At 73.3% G+C, this 15,193-nt stretch carries 12 protein-coding genes and 3 tRNA genes; 3 read left to right on the top strand and 12 right to left on the bottom strand.

The window, feature by feature from the left end; all coding sequences use genetic code 11:
* Positions 1-101: 101 nt before the first annotated feature.
* Positions 102-1,532 (bottom strand): FGGY-family carbohydrate kinase, encoded by a 1,431-nt coding sequence (locus tag ACFV9W_RS08400; RefSeq protein ID WP_385756855.1) that lies wholly within the window; start codon positions 1,530-1,532, stop codon positions 102-104.
* Between the two features lie 67 nt (positions 1,533-1,599).
* Positions 1,600-1,911 carry a YtxH domain-containing protein gene (locus ACFV9W_RS08395; protein ID WP_385756854.1) on the bottom strand — a complete coding sequence of 104 codons (312 nt, stop codon included), beginning with the start codon at positions 1,909-1,911 and terminating at the stop codon, positions 1,600-1,602.
* Between the two features lie 183 nt (positions 1,912-2,094).
* Here ACFV9W_RS08395 and ACFV9W_RS08390 point away from each other — a divergent pair.
* The 3 genes from ACFV9W_RS08390 (at position 2,095) to ACFV9W_RS08380 (ending at position 2,496) form a co-directional block, all read left to right on the top strand.
* Positions 2,095-2,167 (top strand) — tRNA-Asn (locus tag ACFV9W_RS08390).
* A gap of 5 nt (positions 2,168-2,172) precedes the next feature.
* Positions 2,173-2,245, top strand: a tRNA-Asn gene (locus ACFV9W_RS08385).
* 177 nt (positions 2,246-2,422) lie between these two features.
* Positions 2,423-2,496 (top strand) — tRNA-Ile (locus tag ACFV9W_RS08380).
* Between the two features lie 114 nt (positions 2,497-2,610).
* On the opposite strand, the gene ACFV9W_RS08375 is transcribed toward ACFV9W_RS08380, so the two are convergent.
* From ACFV9W_RS08375 to ACFV9W_RS08330, 10 genes are all read right to left on the bottom strand, one after another.
* Complete coding sequence (locus ACFV9W_RS08375; RefSeq protein WP_385756853.1) at positions 2,611-3,648, bottom strand: rod shape-determining protein; 1,038 nt, start codon at positions 3,646-3,648, stop codon at positions 2,611-2,613.
* A 716-nt stretch (positions 3,649-4,364) separates the two neighbouring features.
* Entirely contained in the window at positions 4,365-4,946 is a 582-nt protein-coding gene (locus ACFV9W_RS08370) for a hypothetical protein (RefSeq protein ID WP_385756851.1), read from the bottom strand.
* Positions 4,927-5,760, bottom strand: coding sequence for an FkbM family methyltransferase (locus ACFV9W_RS08365; RefSeq protein WP_385756849.1), 834 nt, complete (start codon positions 5,758-5,760; stop codon positions 4,927-4,929). Before ACFV9W_RS08365 ends, ACFV9W_RS08370 begins: the two co-directional genes overlap by 20 nt.
* Complete coding sequence (locus ACFV9W_RS08360) at positions 5,757-5,999, bottom strand: Trm112 family protein (protein ID WP_385756848.1); 243 nt, start codon at positions 5,997-5,999, stop codon at positions 5,757-5,759. Before ACFV9W_RS08360 ends, ACFV9W_RS08365 begins: the two co-directional genes overlap by 4 nt.
* The gene (locus tag ACFV9W_RS08355) at positions 5,989-6,903 is read right to left on the bottom strand and encodes a hypothetical protein (protein ID WP_385756846.1); all 915 of its coding nucleotides are present in this window, start codon (positions 6,901-6,903) and stop codon (positions 5,989-5,991) included. Before ACFV9W_RS08355 ends, ACFV9W_RS08360 begins: the two co-directional genes overlap by 11 nt.
* A gap of 6 nt (positions 6,904-6,909) precedes the next feature.
* Positions 6,910-7,656, bottom strand: a complete 747-nt coding sequence (locus ACFV9W_RS08350; RefSeq protein WP_385756845.1) for a class I SAM-dependent methyltransferase — start codon at positions 7,654-7,656, stop codon at positions 6,910-6,912.
* Entirely contained in the window at positions 7,653-8,945 is a 1,293-nt protein-coding gene (locus tag ACFV9W_RS08345; RefSeq protein WP_385756843.1) for a condensation protein, read from the bottom strand. Before ACFV9W_RS08345 ends, ACFV9W_RS08350 begins: the two co-directional genes overlap by 4 nt.
* Positions 8,942-13,138, bottom strand: coding sequence for an alpha-(1->3)-arabinofuranosyltransferase (locus tag ACFV9W_RS08340; RefSeq protein ID WP_385756841.1), 4,197 nt, complete (start codon positions 13,136-13,138; stop codon positions 8,942-8,944). Before ACFV9W_RS08340 ends, ACFV9W_RS08345 begins: the two co-directional genes overlap by 4 nt.
* Entirely contained in the window at positions 13,135-13,896 is a 762-nt protein-coding gene (locus tag ACFV9W_RS08335) for a class I SAM-dependent methyltransferase (RefSeq protein WP_385756839.1), read from the bottom strand. Before ACFV9W_RS08335 ends, ACFV9W_RS08340 begins: the two co-directional genes overlap by 4 nt.
* Positions 13,893-15,044, bottom strand: a complete 1,152-nt coding sequence (locus tag ACFV9W_RS08330) for a glycosyltransferase family 4 protein (RefSeq protein WP_385756837.1) — start codon at positions 15,042-15,044, stop codon at positions 13,893-13,895. Before ACFV9W_RS08330 ends, ACFV9W_RS08335 begins: the two co-directional genes overlap by 4 nt.
* Positions 15,045-15,193: the final 149 nt, after the last annotated feature.

The following is a 15,193-nucleotide window of genomic DNA, read 5'->3' as shown; positions in this document are numbered from 1 at the left end:
GGGGAGGGGGATCGACGCGTGCGCCGCTGGACGGCGGCGTACGCATGGACCCCTATCGTCGGACACTCCACCCGCGTTACCTCAACCGAATTAACCAAGTCTCAGGCAAAAGCGCCGGGGTGGATCTGGTCCCGGACCGCCCGGTACTGCTGCCGAACGGCCTGCCCCACCGGCAGCTCGTCGCCCGCCTCGAAGACCTGTGCGGCCGCGCCCTGCCACTGCGGCAGCTGCCCGTTCAGCGCCCACGCCGCCTGTCGGGCCGCGCCGATCGCCGCGTAGTCCGCGACCTGCGGCACCACGACCTGCGTCCCGAACAGGGCCGGCGCCACGCTCTGCACGGCGTGCAGCTCCGCGGCGGCGCCCAGCAGGAACACCCGCCGGATCTCCACACCGCGCCCGCGCAGCACGTCCATGGCGTCGGCGAGCCCGCACAGCATGCCCTCGAACGCGGCCCGCGCCAGATGCTCGGGCTTCATCGACTCCCGCCGCAGCCCGCTCAGCGTGCCCGCGGTGTGCGGCAGGTTCGGCGTCTTCTCGCCCTCCAGATAGGGCAGGAGTACGAGTCCGTGGGCGCCCGGCGTCGACTTCATGGCCAGCTCGGACAGCTCCTCCAGGCCCCCGTCGAGCCCCAGCATGTCGACCGTGCCGCGCAGCGCCCGCACCGCGTTCGACGTGTGCACCACGGGCAGGTGCATCCCGGTGGCGTCGGCGAGCGAGGTGATGGAGCCGCTGGAGTCGACGAGCGCCTCGTGGTGCACGGCCATCACGGAGCCCGAGGCCCCGAGCGAGACCACGGCGTCCCCCGACTGCACGCCGAGCCCGAACGCGGCGGCCATCGTCTCCCCGGTCCCGGCCGAGATGACCAGGCCCTCCGGGGTCCGCCCGGCGGCCTCGCCGGGGCCGATCACCTCGGGCAGCGCCACCTGGTGGCCGAGCGCGAGCTCCACCAGATCGGGCCGCCACGCGGCGCTCGCCGCCGACCAGTACCCGGTGCTCGAGGCCCCGCCGCGGTCGGTGGTGCGGCGCGCGGGCCGGCCGAGCAGCTGCCACACCAGCCAGTCGTGCGCCTGCATGAGGGCGGCGACCTGCTCGGCGTTCTCAGGCTCGCTGCGGGCCAGCCAGCGCAGCTTGGTCACCGGCAGCGCCGCCTGCGGCACGCTGCCCACGGCCTCGGCCCACGCCTCGCGCGAGCCGAGCCGGTCGACCAGGTCGGCGGCCGCGACCTGCGCCCGCTTGTCCCCGCCGACCAGGGCCGGGCGCACGGTGTTGCCCTGCGCGTCCAGCGGCACCACGGTGTTCTGCTGCGCGGACACCCCGATGGCCTGCACGCCTTCGAGCAGCCCGCCGCCCGCGGCCTCGCCGAGTGACAGCAGCCACGCCTGGGGATCGACGTCGGACGGCCGTCCGCCGCCCTCCGGTGCCTCCAGCGGGTGCGGGGCGTACCCCTGCCGCAGCACGGCCCCGGTGTCGGCGTCACAAACGACTATGCGCGTAAATTCGGGCGAACTGTCCAGCCCGGCGACTATCCCCATGACTGAAATTCTGCCGTACCGCCGGACGCTTCCGTGCCGTCGGGCGCGGGCCGTGCGCTCCGGGGCGTCAGGTGTTGCTGGTGCCCCAGTCGTCGGTCGCCCCGTCGTCGGCGGGGCCGCCGCGCTCGCGCAGCGTGCGCACCCGGTCGGCGACCGAGTCCGGCACCTTGCTCTCGACCTTCTCGCTCACCGAGTGGAAGGCCTTGCCCGCGACGTTGCGCGTCTGCTGCGCCGCCGACTCCGCCGTATTGCGCACGGCCGGGTTCTGGGCGATCTCGCGCGCGGACTTCTTCAGCTTCTCGTAGCGCTCCCGGCCGGCCCTCGTGCCCAGCACGTAACCCAGGGCCAGACCGGCGATGAATGTGAGCCGATAGCGCATGGTCGGCCACCCTTTCCGTAGCGAGGCGTTCGTGGTCGGTGCGGTCCGTTTCGGAGCTTCTTGATCTCCTGGGGGGTACCGATTGGCGGACCACCCCCCTGCTTGCGCTAATGTATGTGTCGCAGCGAGCGCGCGCCGCCTGGCAAGTACCCAGGTGGGTTCGTTCGAAGCAAACGAGGTCATTCCCCTGTAGCTCAATTGGCAGAGCAGCCGGCTGTTAACCGGCAGGTTACTGGTTCGAGTCCAGTCGGGGGAGCTCGATCTCCTGTAGCTCAATTGGCAGAGCAGCCGGCTGTTAACCGGCAGGTTACTGGTTCGAGTCCAGTCGGGAGAGCTGTGAACAAGTCCCTCCGGAGTCCGCTCCGGGGGGCTTTTTCTTGCCCGGTGGAACCGTGCGCGCACGGGCGGAGTCCTCATGGTCGTGCAGAGCCGGACCATCCGAGGCAGGAGATCGTATGAGCGGCTATGCTGCGGCAGACGGCGCGCACACTTGTACGCGCCACGCCGAAACGGGGCGGTAGCTCAGCCGGTTAGAGCAGCGGACTCATAATCCGTCGGCCGTGGGTTCGAGTCCCACCCGCCCCACCGCACGTACGCAGCGCAGAAACGATGCGACCGGTTCGTACGCAGACTGATGGCCCGTCACGGCTTCCGTGACGGGCCAGCTGTCTTTCTGGTGGCCGGGTGCGGGGCCCCGGGTCAGTCGGCCAGCGGGTTCAGCTCCATCGGCTGGATCCGGCCCTCCAGCATCTCGCCGAGACCCCGCACCGCGCACACGTCGGGGCGCTCGGCGATGTGCACGGGGATGCCCGTCGCGTTCCGCAGCATCTGGTCGAGGCCGGGCAGCAGGGCGGAGCCGCCGACCATCATGATGCCGCGCTCCGCGAGGTCGGCGACCAGGTCGGGCGGGCAGTCGCGCAGCACCCGGCCGATGCCGTCGAGGACGGCGGTGAGCGGCGTGTGGATGGCGCTGCGCACCGCGGCGGTGTCCACGTGCACCGAGCGGGCCAGGCCCGTCGCCACGTCGCGGCCGTGGATCTCGGTCTGCTCGGGGCCCAGCGGGGTGAGGCCGTTGCCGCTCAGGGCGAGCTGCAGGGGGCGTACGGACTGGGACGGCAGCATCAGGGCGTGGTGCTGGCGCAGGTGCTGGACGACCGCGTGGTCGATGGCGTCGCCGCCGACGGGGATGCGGGCCGCCGTCACGATCGAGCCGAGCGAGAGGACCGCGATCTGGGTGGTGGCCGCGCCGCAGACGATGATCATCGTGGCCTCGGGCTGCTCCACCGGGAGGCCGCAGCCGACGGCGGCCGCGATCAGGGTGTCGACGAGTTCCACGCGGCGGGCGCCGAGGCCGACGAGGGTCTCGACGGCGGCGCGCTGGGCCAGCGGGTCGGCGTCGTGCGGCACGGCGGCCGCGGCGCGCAGCCGGGGCTTGCGGCGCAGGGCGCGGCGGAGCTTGTCACCGAGCAGGTGGCGCAGCATCCGCTGGGCCATCTCGATGTCGACGACCGTGCCGCCGGAGACGGGGCGTACGACGCGGATGTAGTGCGGGGTGCGGCCCGTCATCTTCTCGGCGAAGTCGCCGACCGCGATGAGGGCGCCGGTGCGGGTGTTGACCGCTGCGGCGCTCGGTTCGTCGACGACGAGGCCCGCGCCCTTCACGTACACGCGGGTGCGCGCGGCACCCAGATCGACGGCGAAGTGGCAGCGGCGCAACTGCTCCAGACTGGCGGTCATGGCGGATCCTCCCGAGAGCGCGGACCGTGATGGCTCGCCGGGCGGCGACCCTTCTGGCATCCTGCGGTCGCGCGCGCGAGTGCGCTCGCTGGAGTAGGCCGGGCGGGTCCACTAGGGCCCTTCTGACGGATCAGGCTGGATGCGGACGGCGTCCATGTGCGGTGCCGGTGAGCGGGGTCTGGTGCGGGCAGCTGCAAGGCGGAGGAGGGCGTCAACGCGAAGGGGGCACCTCCCGCCCGAGCCTGGCGGAGCCTGGTTCGAGGGTGGGGGAGTTGGCAACCGACGACAACGCAGCAGATGTGCGTGCCAGGCCCCGCGACTCCAGCAAGATCCGTCAGAAGGGCCCTAACGCCGGGGCGCCGCCTCCCGTGGGACGAGGGAGGCGGCGCCGCTTCGGTGTCCGACGGTGTTACACCAGCCAGCCGAGGAAGTGGGCGAGGCCGGCGACGATGTCGGTGATGACGTTCATGTGACGCGTTCTCCTAGCGATGATGCGCCGTGCACAGGGAGTGCAACGCGCATATGGGACTTGGGACTTGAGATGTGCATCGCGATGCGTTCGCTACGGTCTGCAGCCCGTTGCTTGCGCACCGTAAGCATCGTTGTTCACGTACGTCCCATGCAAACTCTTCGGCGACGACCACCTGTTCAAGGGAACAACTGCGCCCGTGTTCGTATCGGGTGTTCGTATCGCGTGTTCTTCCGTTCGTGTGCTTTCAGGCCTCGTACCAGCGCTGGAGCAGGCCCCAGGTGAACTCCGCCCGCACCTCGCGCGGCGTCCCCGCCTCGTCCGGGGCCCGGAACGCCAGGCCCCAGCGGGTGGGCGCCGAACCCTCCAGGGGGCGGGCCGGGGCGAAGGCGCGGGCCGCCTCGTCCACCGTGCACGACCACGGCGTCAGGTCGGCGAGGGTGCGCAGGGCCGGGCCCGGGGTGCCGGGGGCGCGGATCAGCCACTCGTTCCAGATCCCGCCCGTGGGCGCGAGCAGCACCTCGAAGCGCAGGTCGGGCCAGAGCGGCACCGGCCACAGCAGTGCCTCGCACTCCAGGTCGCCGACCTTGCGCAGCAGGGTGCGCTCCGGGGCGCCGAGCACCGACCGGTAGCGGGAGACCGCCCCCTGCGGGTGCCGGGAGTGCAGCCTCGCCTGCCAGCGGCGGTTCGCCTCCCGCATGTCGGCGACGGAGACGCCGAGGTCGGCGCGGGCCGTCTCCACCAGCCGCGGATTGTGGTCCGCCATGCGGCGCAGCAGGACCAGCTGGAAGTCCAGCGGAGTGAAGGGTTCAGCGGGGCGTCCGGGCATGCGCTCCATGGTCGCGTACGGCGCCGGGGGTTCGCCCGTCCGGCAGGAACAGCACCGAGTTCACGTACCGCCGGCGGCGTCCGGCCGGGGTGAGGGCGCGGCGCAGCAGGCCCTGGGAGGCGATGTGGGCGGTGCCGCGCTGATGGGCCGCCAGATCGTAGGAGGGCAGGGGCAGCCAGTCGGTGTCGGTGTCGGGCAGGACCCAGCCCTCGTAGCCCTGCGCGCGTAAGTGGGCGACGACCGGGGTGATCGGCTGGATGCGGGTCTCCAGCTCGATGAAGAGGGCGGGCCGGTCGTGGGCGAGCAGGGCGCGGGCGCCGCGCAGCACCCGCAGCTCCGCCCCGTCCACGTCGACCTTGATGAAGTCGACGTCGCGCAGCGCGAGTTCGTCGAGCGTGACGCACGTGACCTCGCGGCCGGTCGGCGCATGCAGGTCGTCGCGGCGGACGAGCGAGGACACGCCGCGTTCGCCGCGCGCGTCGTGCGGGGGCTGCCACAGCGGGGCCGTGCCGGGGCGGTCGCTGGCCGCCGCGCGGACGACCTCGACGTTCGCGGGCGCGGACGCGGCGAGCACCCGGGCCAGGTGCGGGACCGGTTCCAGGGTGATCACGCGGCGGGCCAGGCCTGCCAGGCGGTGGGTCCACGGGCCGTACCAGCCGCCGACGTCCACCGCCGTGCCGCAGGAGCCCGCGGCGGGCAGCATGTCGGCGAGCCGGGTCAGCTCGGGCTCGAAGCGCGGGTACAGGGCGCGGGCCGTCGCGGCGGTCAGCCGGGCGGGCAGCCAGGGCGCGATCCGGGCGGCGACGGTCGTCATGGGAGTGCTCGTTTCGCCTGCTCCGCGCGTTGCAGGAGCTGTTCGTGCTCGCCCTCCGGGACCTGTTCGCCGGACGACGGGAGGAGCTGCGGGATGCCGTCGACGATGGGGTAGCGGCGGTGCAGCCGGGGGTTGTAGAGGCTGTCGCCCGGGGTCCCCTCCGGCGCGGGCAGCAGGAGCAGGGGGCCCTTGTCGAGCGGGCAGGCGAGGATCTTGAGCAGCGGGTCATCAGGGTTCATTCGGGAGCAACTCCCTTGGCTCTGGGTCCGGTTGTGTGGGGGTGTCGTGCTTCGGCATCAGGAGGAGCACGGCGACCGCGAGGGCCGTGCCCGTCACACGCAGCGCAAGGCGCACCGGCTCCTGCGGGAGCGACTCGCCGAACGCGAGCGTGCCGAGGACCGCCGTGAACAGGCAGGTCACCGTGGTGCACACCGGGACGATCAGCGAGGCGCGGCAGCGTTGCAGGGCCGCCTGCGACATGACGAGCCCGAACGCGCCCGTGCACATCAGCAGATACGGGTACGGGGAGGCGAACAGCGCCGGGATGTCCGGGAGCACGCCCGACACACCCTTGATGGCGAGCGAGCTGACCCCGTACAGCAGACCCACCGCGACCCCGTACTCGACGCCCGTGGTCGGCAGCCGGTGCCGGTGCCGCGCGCGGCGCTCCGCGGACGCGTACAGCGACAGGCCCGCCGCCAGTGAGGGCACGCACACCAGGAGGATGAGGGGCGCGGGGGACTCCTGCCCCACCGACTCCGAGCCCTGCCGCAGCGAGAGCACCACCATGAGCAGCGCCGCCAGGATCGCCGCGATGGCGTAGCGCTCGCGGCCCGAGGTGCGTTCGCCGAGGAGCCGGGCCGACAGGAGCAGGAGCAGGACCAGGCCGGAGACGAAGATGCCCTGCGCGGCGGCGATGGGCAGCGTGCGGTACACGGCGAGCTGGGCGCCGAAGCCGGAGGCCAGGGCGATGGACCCGGCCAGCCACAGCGGGCTCGTCACCACCTGGCGCAGGAGGTGGGCGGGGCGGCGCACGCTCACCTCGGGCAGCCGGGTGAGGGCCCGCTTCTCCAGGACGAAGCCGACGCTGTAGAGCGTGTTCGCGAGCAGTGCCGCGCCGACTCCCCATGCCACGGCGGGCATCGCCCCTCACGTCCTTCGCGCGTGCAGGAGAAGGATCGAGGCGAGGGACGGGGCCGCGCAGGCGAGCCGGTCGAGGGGGCGCAGCGGCCGGGGCACGCCGTGGAACGGCGCCCCGGTGAGCCGTACGACGCCGAAACCGGACGCGGCGACGAACTCCTTCAGGGCGCGCGGCGTGTAGAGCCGCAGATGGCCGACGACCTCGGTGCCCGGCCTGCCGTGGATCGCGCGCAGGCTCACCTCCGAGAAGACGGGCTGCACCCCGGCGAGGAGCAGCGCCCGGTTGTACCAGGCGGCCAGGTTCGGGGTGGACAGCATCAGATGGCCGCCCGGCCGCAGGACGCGGCGGATCTCGTCGAGCGCGGCGTCCGGGTCGACGAGATGCTCGATCACCTCGGAGAGCAGCACCGCGTCGGCGGACGCGTCCGCGAACGGCAGCCCGTGGCCGGTCAGTTCGCCGCGTACGACACCGGGGACACGGCCGGCGGCGCGGCGCAGCGCGTCCTGCGACCAGTCGACGCCGATCAGGCGGTGGCCGTCGGACGCGGGGAGCAGGCGGGCGGTGGTGGCCGCGGCCGTGCCGTCGCCGCAGCCGATGTCCAGGACGGTGGCGTCGCGGGTGCCGGACAGGGCGGCGGCGAGGACGCGGGCCTGGCGGCGGGTGCGGGGCGTGCCGGAGGCCACCGGGACGCTCGGGTTCTCGTAGAAGTCCCTCAAGTCCCTTGGCGGGGCGTCGAGTTCGGTGGGTGTCGTCATGGTGCCTCCTCCTGTGTCGCGTGGAGGTGCTGCTCGAACAGGTCGCGCAGGCGGGCCCCGTCGCCGGGGCCGAGCAGGGTGCGCGACCAGCGCAGGGCCAGATGGAGCCGGCCCGCCGTGGACGCCGTCGTGAAGGTGAGGCCGCGCGGCATGCGGGCCGGGGCGGAGAACCAGACGGCGCGGGCGCGGCCGCCGTCGCCGAAGTCCAGTGGGTAGGGGACGCGGCCGATGTTGCTGAGCAGGGTCGTCGACGTCCACGGGGCCGCCGCCGTGCGCAGGGCGCGGGTGGCGGCGGCGCGCCAGGCGACCGGCGCGTAGGGACTCGTCAACAGGGCGGCACCGTGGCCTAGTTGGGGGCGCGGCTGGGACTTCAGGGCGGCGGTGCGGGTGGCGGTGAGGCGGAGGAGTTCGGGTGTCGGGGACTTCAACTCCGACGGGGTGAGGGCGACTTCCACCAGACGGGTGCCATTGCCGATGGGCATCGTCGTGTCGCGGGGGCGGTCGTCGACCGGCATGGTGACGCGCAACGGACGGCGGGCGTGGAGGGTGCCGTGCTCCTCGTTCCAGTCGGCGATCGTGCGGGCCGTGGCCACCATCAGCTGGTCGTTGACCGTGTACGGGGCGCCCTTCGGGCGGCGCGGCACGGACAGTTCGGTGACCAGGAGGCCGTTGCCGGGGCGGGGGTCGGGGGTGCCGGCGGAGACCCGGGCCGGGCGGGACCAGGGGGAGGGCGGGGTCTGCGGGGGGCGCGGGCTCAGGAGCGGGGGAGCGGTGGGCGGCGGGGAGTTGTCCCGGCCCGAGTAGAGCTCCGCCGCGGTGGCGACGACGCGCAGGCAGGCGGGGCCGTCCAGGGCGGTGTGGTTGATCGTGACGAACAGGACGGTGGTGCGGGTCCTCGGGTCCTCCACCGCTTCCAGGCGGATGGGCGGGGACGCGGTCAGGGGCGGGGCGTCGGCGAGGGAGCGGGTGCGGGCCTGGTGCAGGGCGTCCGGGGTGGGGGCCGGGAACGAGACGGGCGCGGTGTCCGGGGTGCGGGTCAGTTCCCACTCGTAGCGGCTGCTGTACCAGTGGCGGGGGGCCTCGCGCATGAGGATGCGGGGGTGGTGGTGGAGGGCGTCCGTGAACGCGCGGGTGAGGCGGGTGGGGTCGAGGCGGGCGGTGAGGTGGATCTCGATGTGGACGGTTTCCGGTTCGCGGTCCTGGAGGCAGTGGCGGGAGACCTCGTCGACGGTCGGGAAGGGGATGCGGGTGGTCCGGTTCCCGCGGGCGGGGCGGTCCAGTGTGGTCATTGTGTGGCGCCCTTCCGTGAGGTTTCGGTCGACTCGGTCGAGGCCTCGGGGCTCTGCCCCGGACCCCGCTCCTCAATCGCCGGAGGGGCTTGATTGTCCGGACCCCGCGCCTCAAGCGCCGGCGGGGCTGATCGTGTCGTCACCAACGCTGCGAACAGGGCCAGTAGCGCCAGAAGTTGGGCTGCCGTGCTGTACGCGCCCGCGCCCTCCCGGACCGGTTCTCCCGCGCCCGTCGCCGCCAGTGCTCCCGCCGCCGTCATCGCCGTGAACGCGAGCGGGACCAGGAGGGCGTGGCGTTTCCAGGCGAGGAGGGCGAGGGCCGGGACCAGGGCCGCCCAGGGGCCCGCGATCACGATGCCGATGGCCGTCAGGAGGGCCGTGCCGATGAGCCGGCCGGGGGCCGGTGGCGGGGCCGGGGGTTCCTGCTCCGTGTCCTTGCGGCGCCACAGGCACAGCGCGCCGAGGGCCAGGAGCGCCGCGCCGGACGCGAACAGGCCGACCTCGTAGGTGCGGGCCGGGGCGTAGGACAGCTTGACCGTGCCGCTCGCGCCGCCGGGGACCAGCCACGCCTGCTGCCAGCCGTCGAGGCGCAGCGAGGTCAGCTTCTTGCCGTCGAGGGTGGCCTCCCAGCCGTCGTTGGCGTTCTCGTACGTGGTCAGGTACGTCGCCTCGCCCGCGTCGACCCGTGCCTCGCGGCGGTCGCCGAGCCAGTCGCGGACCGTGAGCCTGCGGTTGGTGGGTGTCGTCTCGGTGGTGGCCGTCGTGTTCGTGAGGGTGACGTCCGTGAGGGCGAGGGGGCCGTCGGGTGAGGTCCTCAGGGTGTGCCGGCCCGCGGGGAGGGTCGGGGCGGCGCCGCACGGTTTCACGGTGACCGGGCGGCGTTCCGTCAGGGCGCGCAGGGTGCCGCTCGCCGAGGTGCGGTGGCGGGTGCCGTCGATCGTGACCGTCGGGCCCTTGCCGCAGGGGAGGCTGAACTCGCGGTCGGGCGTGGGTTGTTCGACCCGGTACGCGTCGAGGGTCGGGATGTAGGCCTCGGTCAGGCCCACCGGGAGTTGCAGGTCCCTGTCGGCGACCGGGTTGTGGACCTTGAGGCGGGCCGCCTTCGTGATGGTGATGTCGAGGCGGTTCGTGGTGATGGGCTCGAAGCGGGCCACTCCGTTCTTGTCGACGCCGGCGATCGCGGCGCCGTCCGGGCTGCTGATCTCGATCTCCTCGGGGCGCGTGGTGAGGCCGCCGGCCCCGGCGAGGACGAGGGTGGACACGGGCTGCTTGTCCGGCCAGCGCAGGTGGATCGTGGGGTCGTCGCCCGCGATCCAGGCCGTCGTCAGGTCGCCGTCGGTGAGGTTGCGGGGCGTGGTGTTCAGGCCCAGCTCGGCCGTGGAGTCCGCGGTCGCCGTCATCTTGCGGCGCTGGTCGGGGGCCAGGTCGTAGAGGAGCTTGTCGAGCGCGGGCCCCGGGGTGGGGGCGGCCGTCGCCTCGATGTCGTACGTGGACTCGCCGGTCGTCGTGAAGACGCGGTTCAGGGACCGCTCGGTGTCGGTGAGGGTGAGGCCGCCGTCGCTCGTGGCGCGGTGGAAGGAGTACTGGTCGGCCTGTGCTGAGTCGGCCGGGAGGCGCAGCGCGCGGGTCGCCCGGACGCCGGGGATGTCGATGGACGTGAACCCGGCGCCGGTCAGGCCGGGGCGGGCGCGCTGCGTGTCGAGGATCGTCACGCGCAGCCAGTCGGCTGTGCCCGCAGGGGACTTGACCTCCTGGCGTTTGCCGTTCGGCTGAATACTGGCCGTCGTGGAGCCCTTGTCCGTCTCGATGCGTACGCGGGTCGGGGCCGCCCGCACGTTGTCCTGCGGCAGCGGAGTCAGGTCGATGGTGGCGGGGATCCGGGTCGGCCGGGTGAAGTCGACGCGCACCCATTCGCCCTTGGCGGAGTCGGGGGCGCCCTCGGTCCACGCCGTGTCGGGGTCCTTGTCGAAGGCGTTCACCGGGTCGAACTGCGGGAGGTGCAGCAGCCAGTTGCCGCTGGAGGACGCCGAGACCGAGCGTGCGCCCCGGATATCGGCCGTCGTCTGATGGGCCACGCCCTCGCTCGGCAGGATCTGTTTCGGCGGCTCGCCCGGGTTCTCGGCGGCGTTCGGGCTGTTGCGTTCCGTCGGCGTGTACGGGTACGAGGTGTTGGTGTTGACCAGGCCGAAGCGGGTGTCCGCGCGGCGCAGGCCGTCGGCGGCGATCCGCAGGGCCGGGTTGCCGATGCCGGGGTGGTTGTCGCCGGTCAGGACGGCGGGGCGGTCGAGGAAGGACGGGTCGGCGGAGAGCCGGAGCAGCGCCTCGGGGCCGCCGCTGACCTGCGCCGTGTCCCCGACCGGGAGCAGGCCCGCCTGGCCGGGCCGGGCGGCGTCGCCGCGCGGCGCGTAGACCTCGACGGAGCGGCTGCGCGGGTACAGGCCCTCGATCTGCACCGGTGTCTTCTCGGCGATGCGGCCGCCCGTGACCTGCGGGCCGAACCCGGTCACCCGCTGATAGCCCGACTCCGTCAGCGTGCGCTTGACCGTGGCGGTCGGCACGTAGCCGAACTGGTCGGGGTCGAGGTCGTTGCGGACCACCACGTAGTGCAGGCCCGACCGGCTCAAGTAGTCCTGGAGGCCCGGTACTTGGGTGCCGCTCATCAGGGCCTGCTCGACGGCGTCCATGGCGCGCCGGTTGCCGCGCGTGCCGAACGGGACGTAGTCGCGCTGCGCCCAGCGGGAGTCGGCGAGCACGTCGAGCGGCTGGTCGATGGGGGAGCCCCAGGTGTAGATGCCGTGGGCGGTCGCGGGCACGACGAGGGCGCGGGAGTCCGGCGAGTACTTCTTCAGCCAGTCGGCCGTCGCCTCCCAGTACGTGGGGAGCTTCTGGAACGCGCCGGGCTGCAGGATCGAGCCGTTGAGGTACGGCCAGGCGAGGCCCGGCACGATGAGGATCGCGGCGATCAGCGTGGCGTGGCGGCGGGCGCGCAGCGGGCGGGCGCCGCGCGGATTGGCGGCCACGCCCACGAGGTGGGCGATGCCGAGCGCCAGGGCGAGCGCGATCCCGGTCTGGAACTTGTAGACGTTGCGGAACGGGGCGAGGCCCCCGTCCAGCCACGACCGCACCGTGTCGTGGAAGGGCGCGCCGAGGGAGCCCCCGTATCCCGCGAGGAGGACGAGGGCCGCCGCCATGACCGTCAGGAGCAGCCAGCGGCGCTCCGGCATGTCGCGGCGCGCGAGGCCCGCGAGGCCGATAGCGGCGGCGAGCGCCGAACAGACGATGACCACCACCGACGTCGCCACCGCCCAGCCGGCGGGCAGCCAGGCATCGCCCAGGTGCAGATACGCCACCCAGTTCCCGGAGCCGCGCAGCGCCTCCGTCGCGGACATCGTCTCCGTCGTGGTCTGTGAACTCTCCACGTAAGGAAGGAAGTTCTCGCCGTGGACGCCGAGCAGGACGAGCGGGACCGTCCACCAGGCCGTCGCGAGGATCACCGACGGGATCCACCAGGCGAGCTGGCGGCGCATGCGGACCGACGGCGGCCGGGACAGCAGGTACAGGCCCACGGGCAGCAGCGACGCCAGCGTCGAGGACGCGTTCACGCCGCCCATGAACGGGATGAGGAGCGCCGAGCGGGTCGCCGAAATGCGCGCCGACGTACGGGGGTTGGTGAGCGGGAGCAGCACCCACGGCAGGAACGCGCCGGGCAGCGCCGCCGCCGACGTCGAGCCGACGACGATCGTGAACGTCGGCCACAGCGCGTACGCCACCGCGCCGAGCAGCCGGCTGCGCGGCGAGCCCACGCCGAGGCGTTCGGCGAGGCGCAGGGCGCCCCAGAAGGCGACGGTCACGACGATCGAGAGCCACAGCCGCTCGGCCAGCCACACCGGGATCTGCAGCAGATCCGTCAGGCCGTAGTACGGCAGCATCGGGAACGCGTAGCCGATGTACTGGTCGGCGATCCCGCCGAAGCCGGATCTGTCGTGCCACAGCTCCCCGAGGTCGCCGAGGAACTTCCAGGGGTCCTGCGACACACCGAGCTTCGTCTCGAACGTCGCCCGCCCTGGCGCCGCCGCGCAGAACGCGACGAACAGCACGGCCCAGAACGTCAGCAGCCAGCGGCGCGAGCGCGGGCCCGGCTCGGGTTCCGGGTGCGTCGCCGCCGCGGGTGGGGCCTGGACCATGGTCGTCATGGGGGACACCGCCTGAGGATGAGGAGAAGGTTCCAGGTGGCGAACTCGCGCACGCCGGGGACCCGCGTGACCGCCTCCGCGAGGAACGGCCAGTAGCGGGAGCGCGCCGCGACCACGCGCACGTCGTCGCGGGCACGCACATGGCGCAGGGTGGGGCCGATGTGGTGGGCGAAGAGGTTCTCGCCGAGGGTGTGCTTGGGCGGCCTGCCGGTGCGCCGCCGGTAGCGGGCCTGCGCGCGGTCGGCGCCCAGATAGTGCCAGGGCGCCCACTCGTGGCCGCCCCACGGGGACAGCCAGTTGGTGAACGCGACATAGATGAGGCCGTCCGGCTTGGTGACCCGGACCAGCTCGCTCACGAACGTGTCCCGATCGGCGACGTGCTCCAGGACGTTCGAGGAGAACGTGACGTCCGCCGACGCGTCGGGCAGCGGCAGCAGATAGCCGTCCGCGACCACCGTGCCGGCCGGCGGATCGAGGCCCAGCTCGGTGGTGTCCGGTTCGAAGAGGAGGGCCTGCGCGCCGCGCGCGCGGAACTCGCGGGTGAAGTGCCCGCTGCCGCCGCCCACGTCCACGACGACCTTCCCGGCCACCTTCCCGTACGCCTCCACCTGGTCGGCGGCGTCCCGGGCGAGCAGCGCGTAGCACGTCTCGGGGTCCTGCTGCTCGCGCAGAAACGCCCGGAACAGCGCGAGCGAGCGGGCCGGGGACGGATCCCTGAACCCGGCCTGCCCGTCGTCGACCCCCGTGGTCGCCGTCATGGCGTCCAGCCCCGCACCGCCTCCGCCGCCACCGCGCCGAACTGCCGCACGGTGTGCGCCCATCGGTAGCCCGCGGCACGCTCCTGGGCGGCCTTGCCCATCAGTTCGCGGCGGTGCCCGGACAGGGCGAGCGTGCACCAGGCCGCCGCGAAGGCCGATTCGCCGTGGGCGAGCAGGCCGGTGGCGCCGTCCTCGACGGAGTCGCGCACGCCCGGCACGTCGAAGCCGACCGCCGGGGTGCCGCGCGCCGCCGCCTCGGTGATGACCAGGCCCCAGCCCTCGACGGCCGAGGGATGCAGAAGCAGCCAGGCCTCGCAGAGCAGCCGGTGCTTCTCCGCCTCGGAGACATGACCAGTGAACTCGACGCCCTCGCCCGCCAGTTGGCGCAGGCGGGGCCCCTCGGGGCCGTCGCCGACGATGACGAGCCGGCCGCCCGTCACCGGACGCACCCGTTCCCACAGGCGGAGCAGCAGGTCGATCCGCTTGTACTCGACGAGCCGGCCCATCGCCAGGAACAGCGGGTCGGGGGAGCGGTCGGCGGCGGGGCCCGGCTCCTCGACGCCGTTCGGCACGAGGCGGATCCGGTCCTGGTCGACGCCGATGGCGTGCAGCGCGTGCGCCGTCGACGGCGAGACGGCCACGAGCAGATTGCGGCGCTGCGCCCCGGAGAGCGCCCAGTGTTCGAGTCTTCGGCCGAGGTGGGCGGCGGGCGCGAGCGGTCCGCGCAGCCGCATCCGCCACAGGTCCGTGTGCACGTGGTTGACCAGGCAGAGCGTGGGGCCGCGGTGCCACAGCGGGGCCAGGTACGGCATCCCGTTGCAGACCTCGACGAGCAGGTCGCAGTCGCCGACCTGGCGGGCGAAGGCCGAGCGTGCCCGCAGGTAGTGGGCGTGCTCGCCGCCGGCCGAGACGACCCGGTAGTCGCGGAAGGCCGCGGGGCCGCCGCACAGCAGCGTCACCTGGTGGCCCTGGCGGGTCAGCCCTTCGGCGAGCCGGTCGACCAGGAGCTCGGAGCCGCCCGCGGCCGGGTTGCCGAGGTCGCGGTGGGCGAGGAACACGATGCGGCGCGGGTGTGGGGGGTCGTGTTGCGGATGCCGCGCGCCGTGTGGGGACGTGGCGCGCAGCGGGAGGGGCACGTGCTGGGGCATGGGTGCTCCAACTCGTCGGGCGTACGCCGGTGTTCAGGCGTACCTGGGCGTACTGGCAGGTACGGTGCCGAGGCTGTGCGGGGGCTGTGCACGGGGTGGGGAGGGACAGTTTTCGCCCCGCTGTTCGATGCGGCTACTCACCCGCGTGA

This window comes from Streptomyces sp. NPDC059897 (assembly GCF_042730865.1).
Lineage (GTDB): Bacteria > Actinomycetota > Actinomycetes > Streptomycetales > Streptomycetaceae > Streptomyces.
The sequence above is the reverse complement of the archived record's forward strand: the minus strand, read 5'-3'. Positions and strand labels throughout refer to the sequence as shown.

Coding starts and splice junctions, on each gene's coding strand:
- ACFV9W_RS08400 (WP_385756855.1), bottom strand. CDS start 1,532: ATGGGGATAGTCGCCGGGCTGGACAGTTCGCCCGAATTTACGCGCATA.
- ACFV9W_RS08395 (WP_385756854.1), bottom strand. CDS start 1,911: ATGCGCTATCGGCTCACATTCATCGCCGGTCTGGCCCTGGGTTACGTG.
- ACFV9W_RS08375 (WP_385756853.1), bottom strand. CDS start 3,648: ATGACCGCCAGTCTGGAGCAGTTGCGCCGCTGCCACTTCGCCGTCGAT.
- ACFV9W_RS08370 (WP_385756851.1), bottom strand. CDS start 4,946: ATGCCCGGACGCCCCGCTGAACCCTTCACTCCGCTGGACTTCCAGCTG.
- ACFV9W_RS08365 (WP_385756849.1), bottom strand. CDS start 5,760: ATGACGACCGTCGCCGCCCGGATCGCGCCCTGGCTGCCCGCCCGGCTG.
- ACFV9W_RS08360 (WP_385756848.1), bottom strand. CDS start 5,999: ATGAACCCTGATGACCCGCTGCTCAAGATCCTCGCCTGCCCGCTCGAC.
- ACFV9W_RS08355 (WP_385756846.1), bottom strand. CDS start 6,903: ATGCCCGCCGTGGCATGGGGAGTCGGCGCGGCACTGCTCGCGAACACG.
- ACFV9W_RS08350 (WP_385756845.1), bottom strand. CDS start 7,656: ATGACGACACCCACCGAACTCGACGCCCCGCCAAGGGACTTGAGGGAC.
- ACFV9W_RS08345 (WP_385756843.1), bottom strand. CDS start 8,945: ATGACCACACTGGACCGCCCCGCCCGCGGGAACCGGACCACCCGCATC.
- ACFV9W_RS08340 (WP_385756841.1), bottom strand. CDS start 13,138: ATGACGACCATGGTCCAGGCCCCACCCGCGGCGGCGACGCACCCGGAA.
- ACFV9W_RS08335 (WP_385756839.1), bottom strand. CDS start 13,896: ATGACGGCGACCACGGGGGTCGACGACGGGCAGGCCGGGTTCAGGGAT.
- ACFV9W_RS08330 (WP_385756837.1), bottom strand. CDS start 15,044: ATGCCCCAGCACGTGCCCCTCCCGCTGCGCGCCACGTCCCCACACGGC.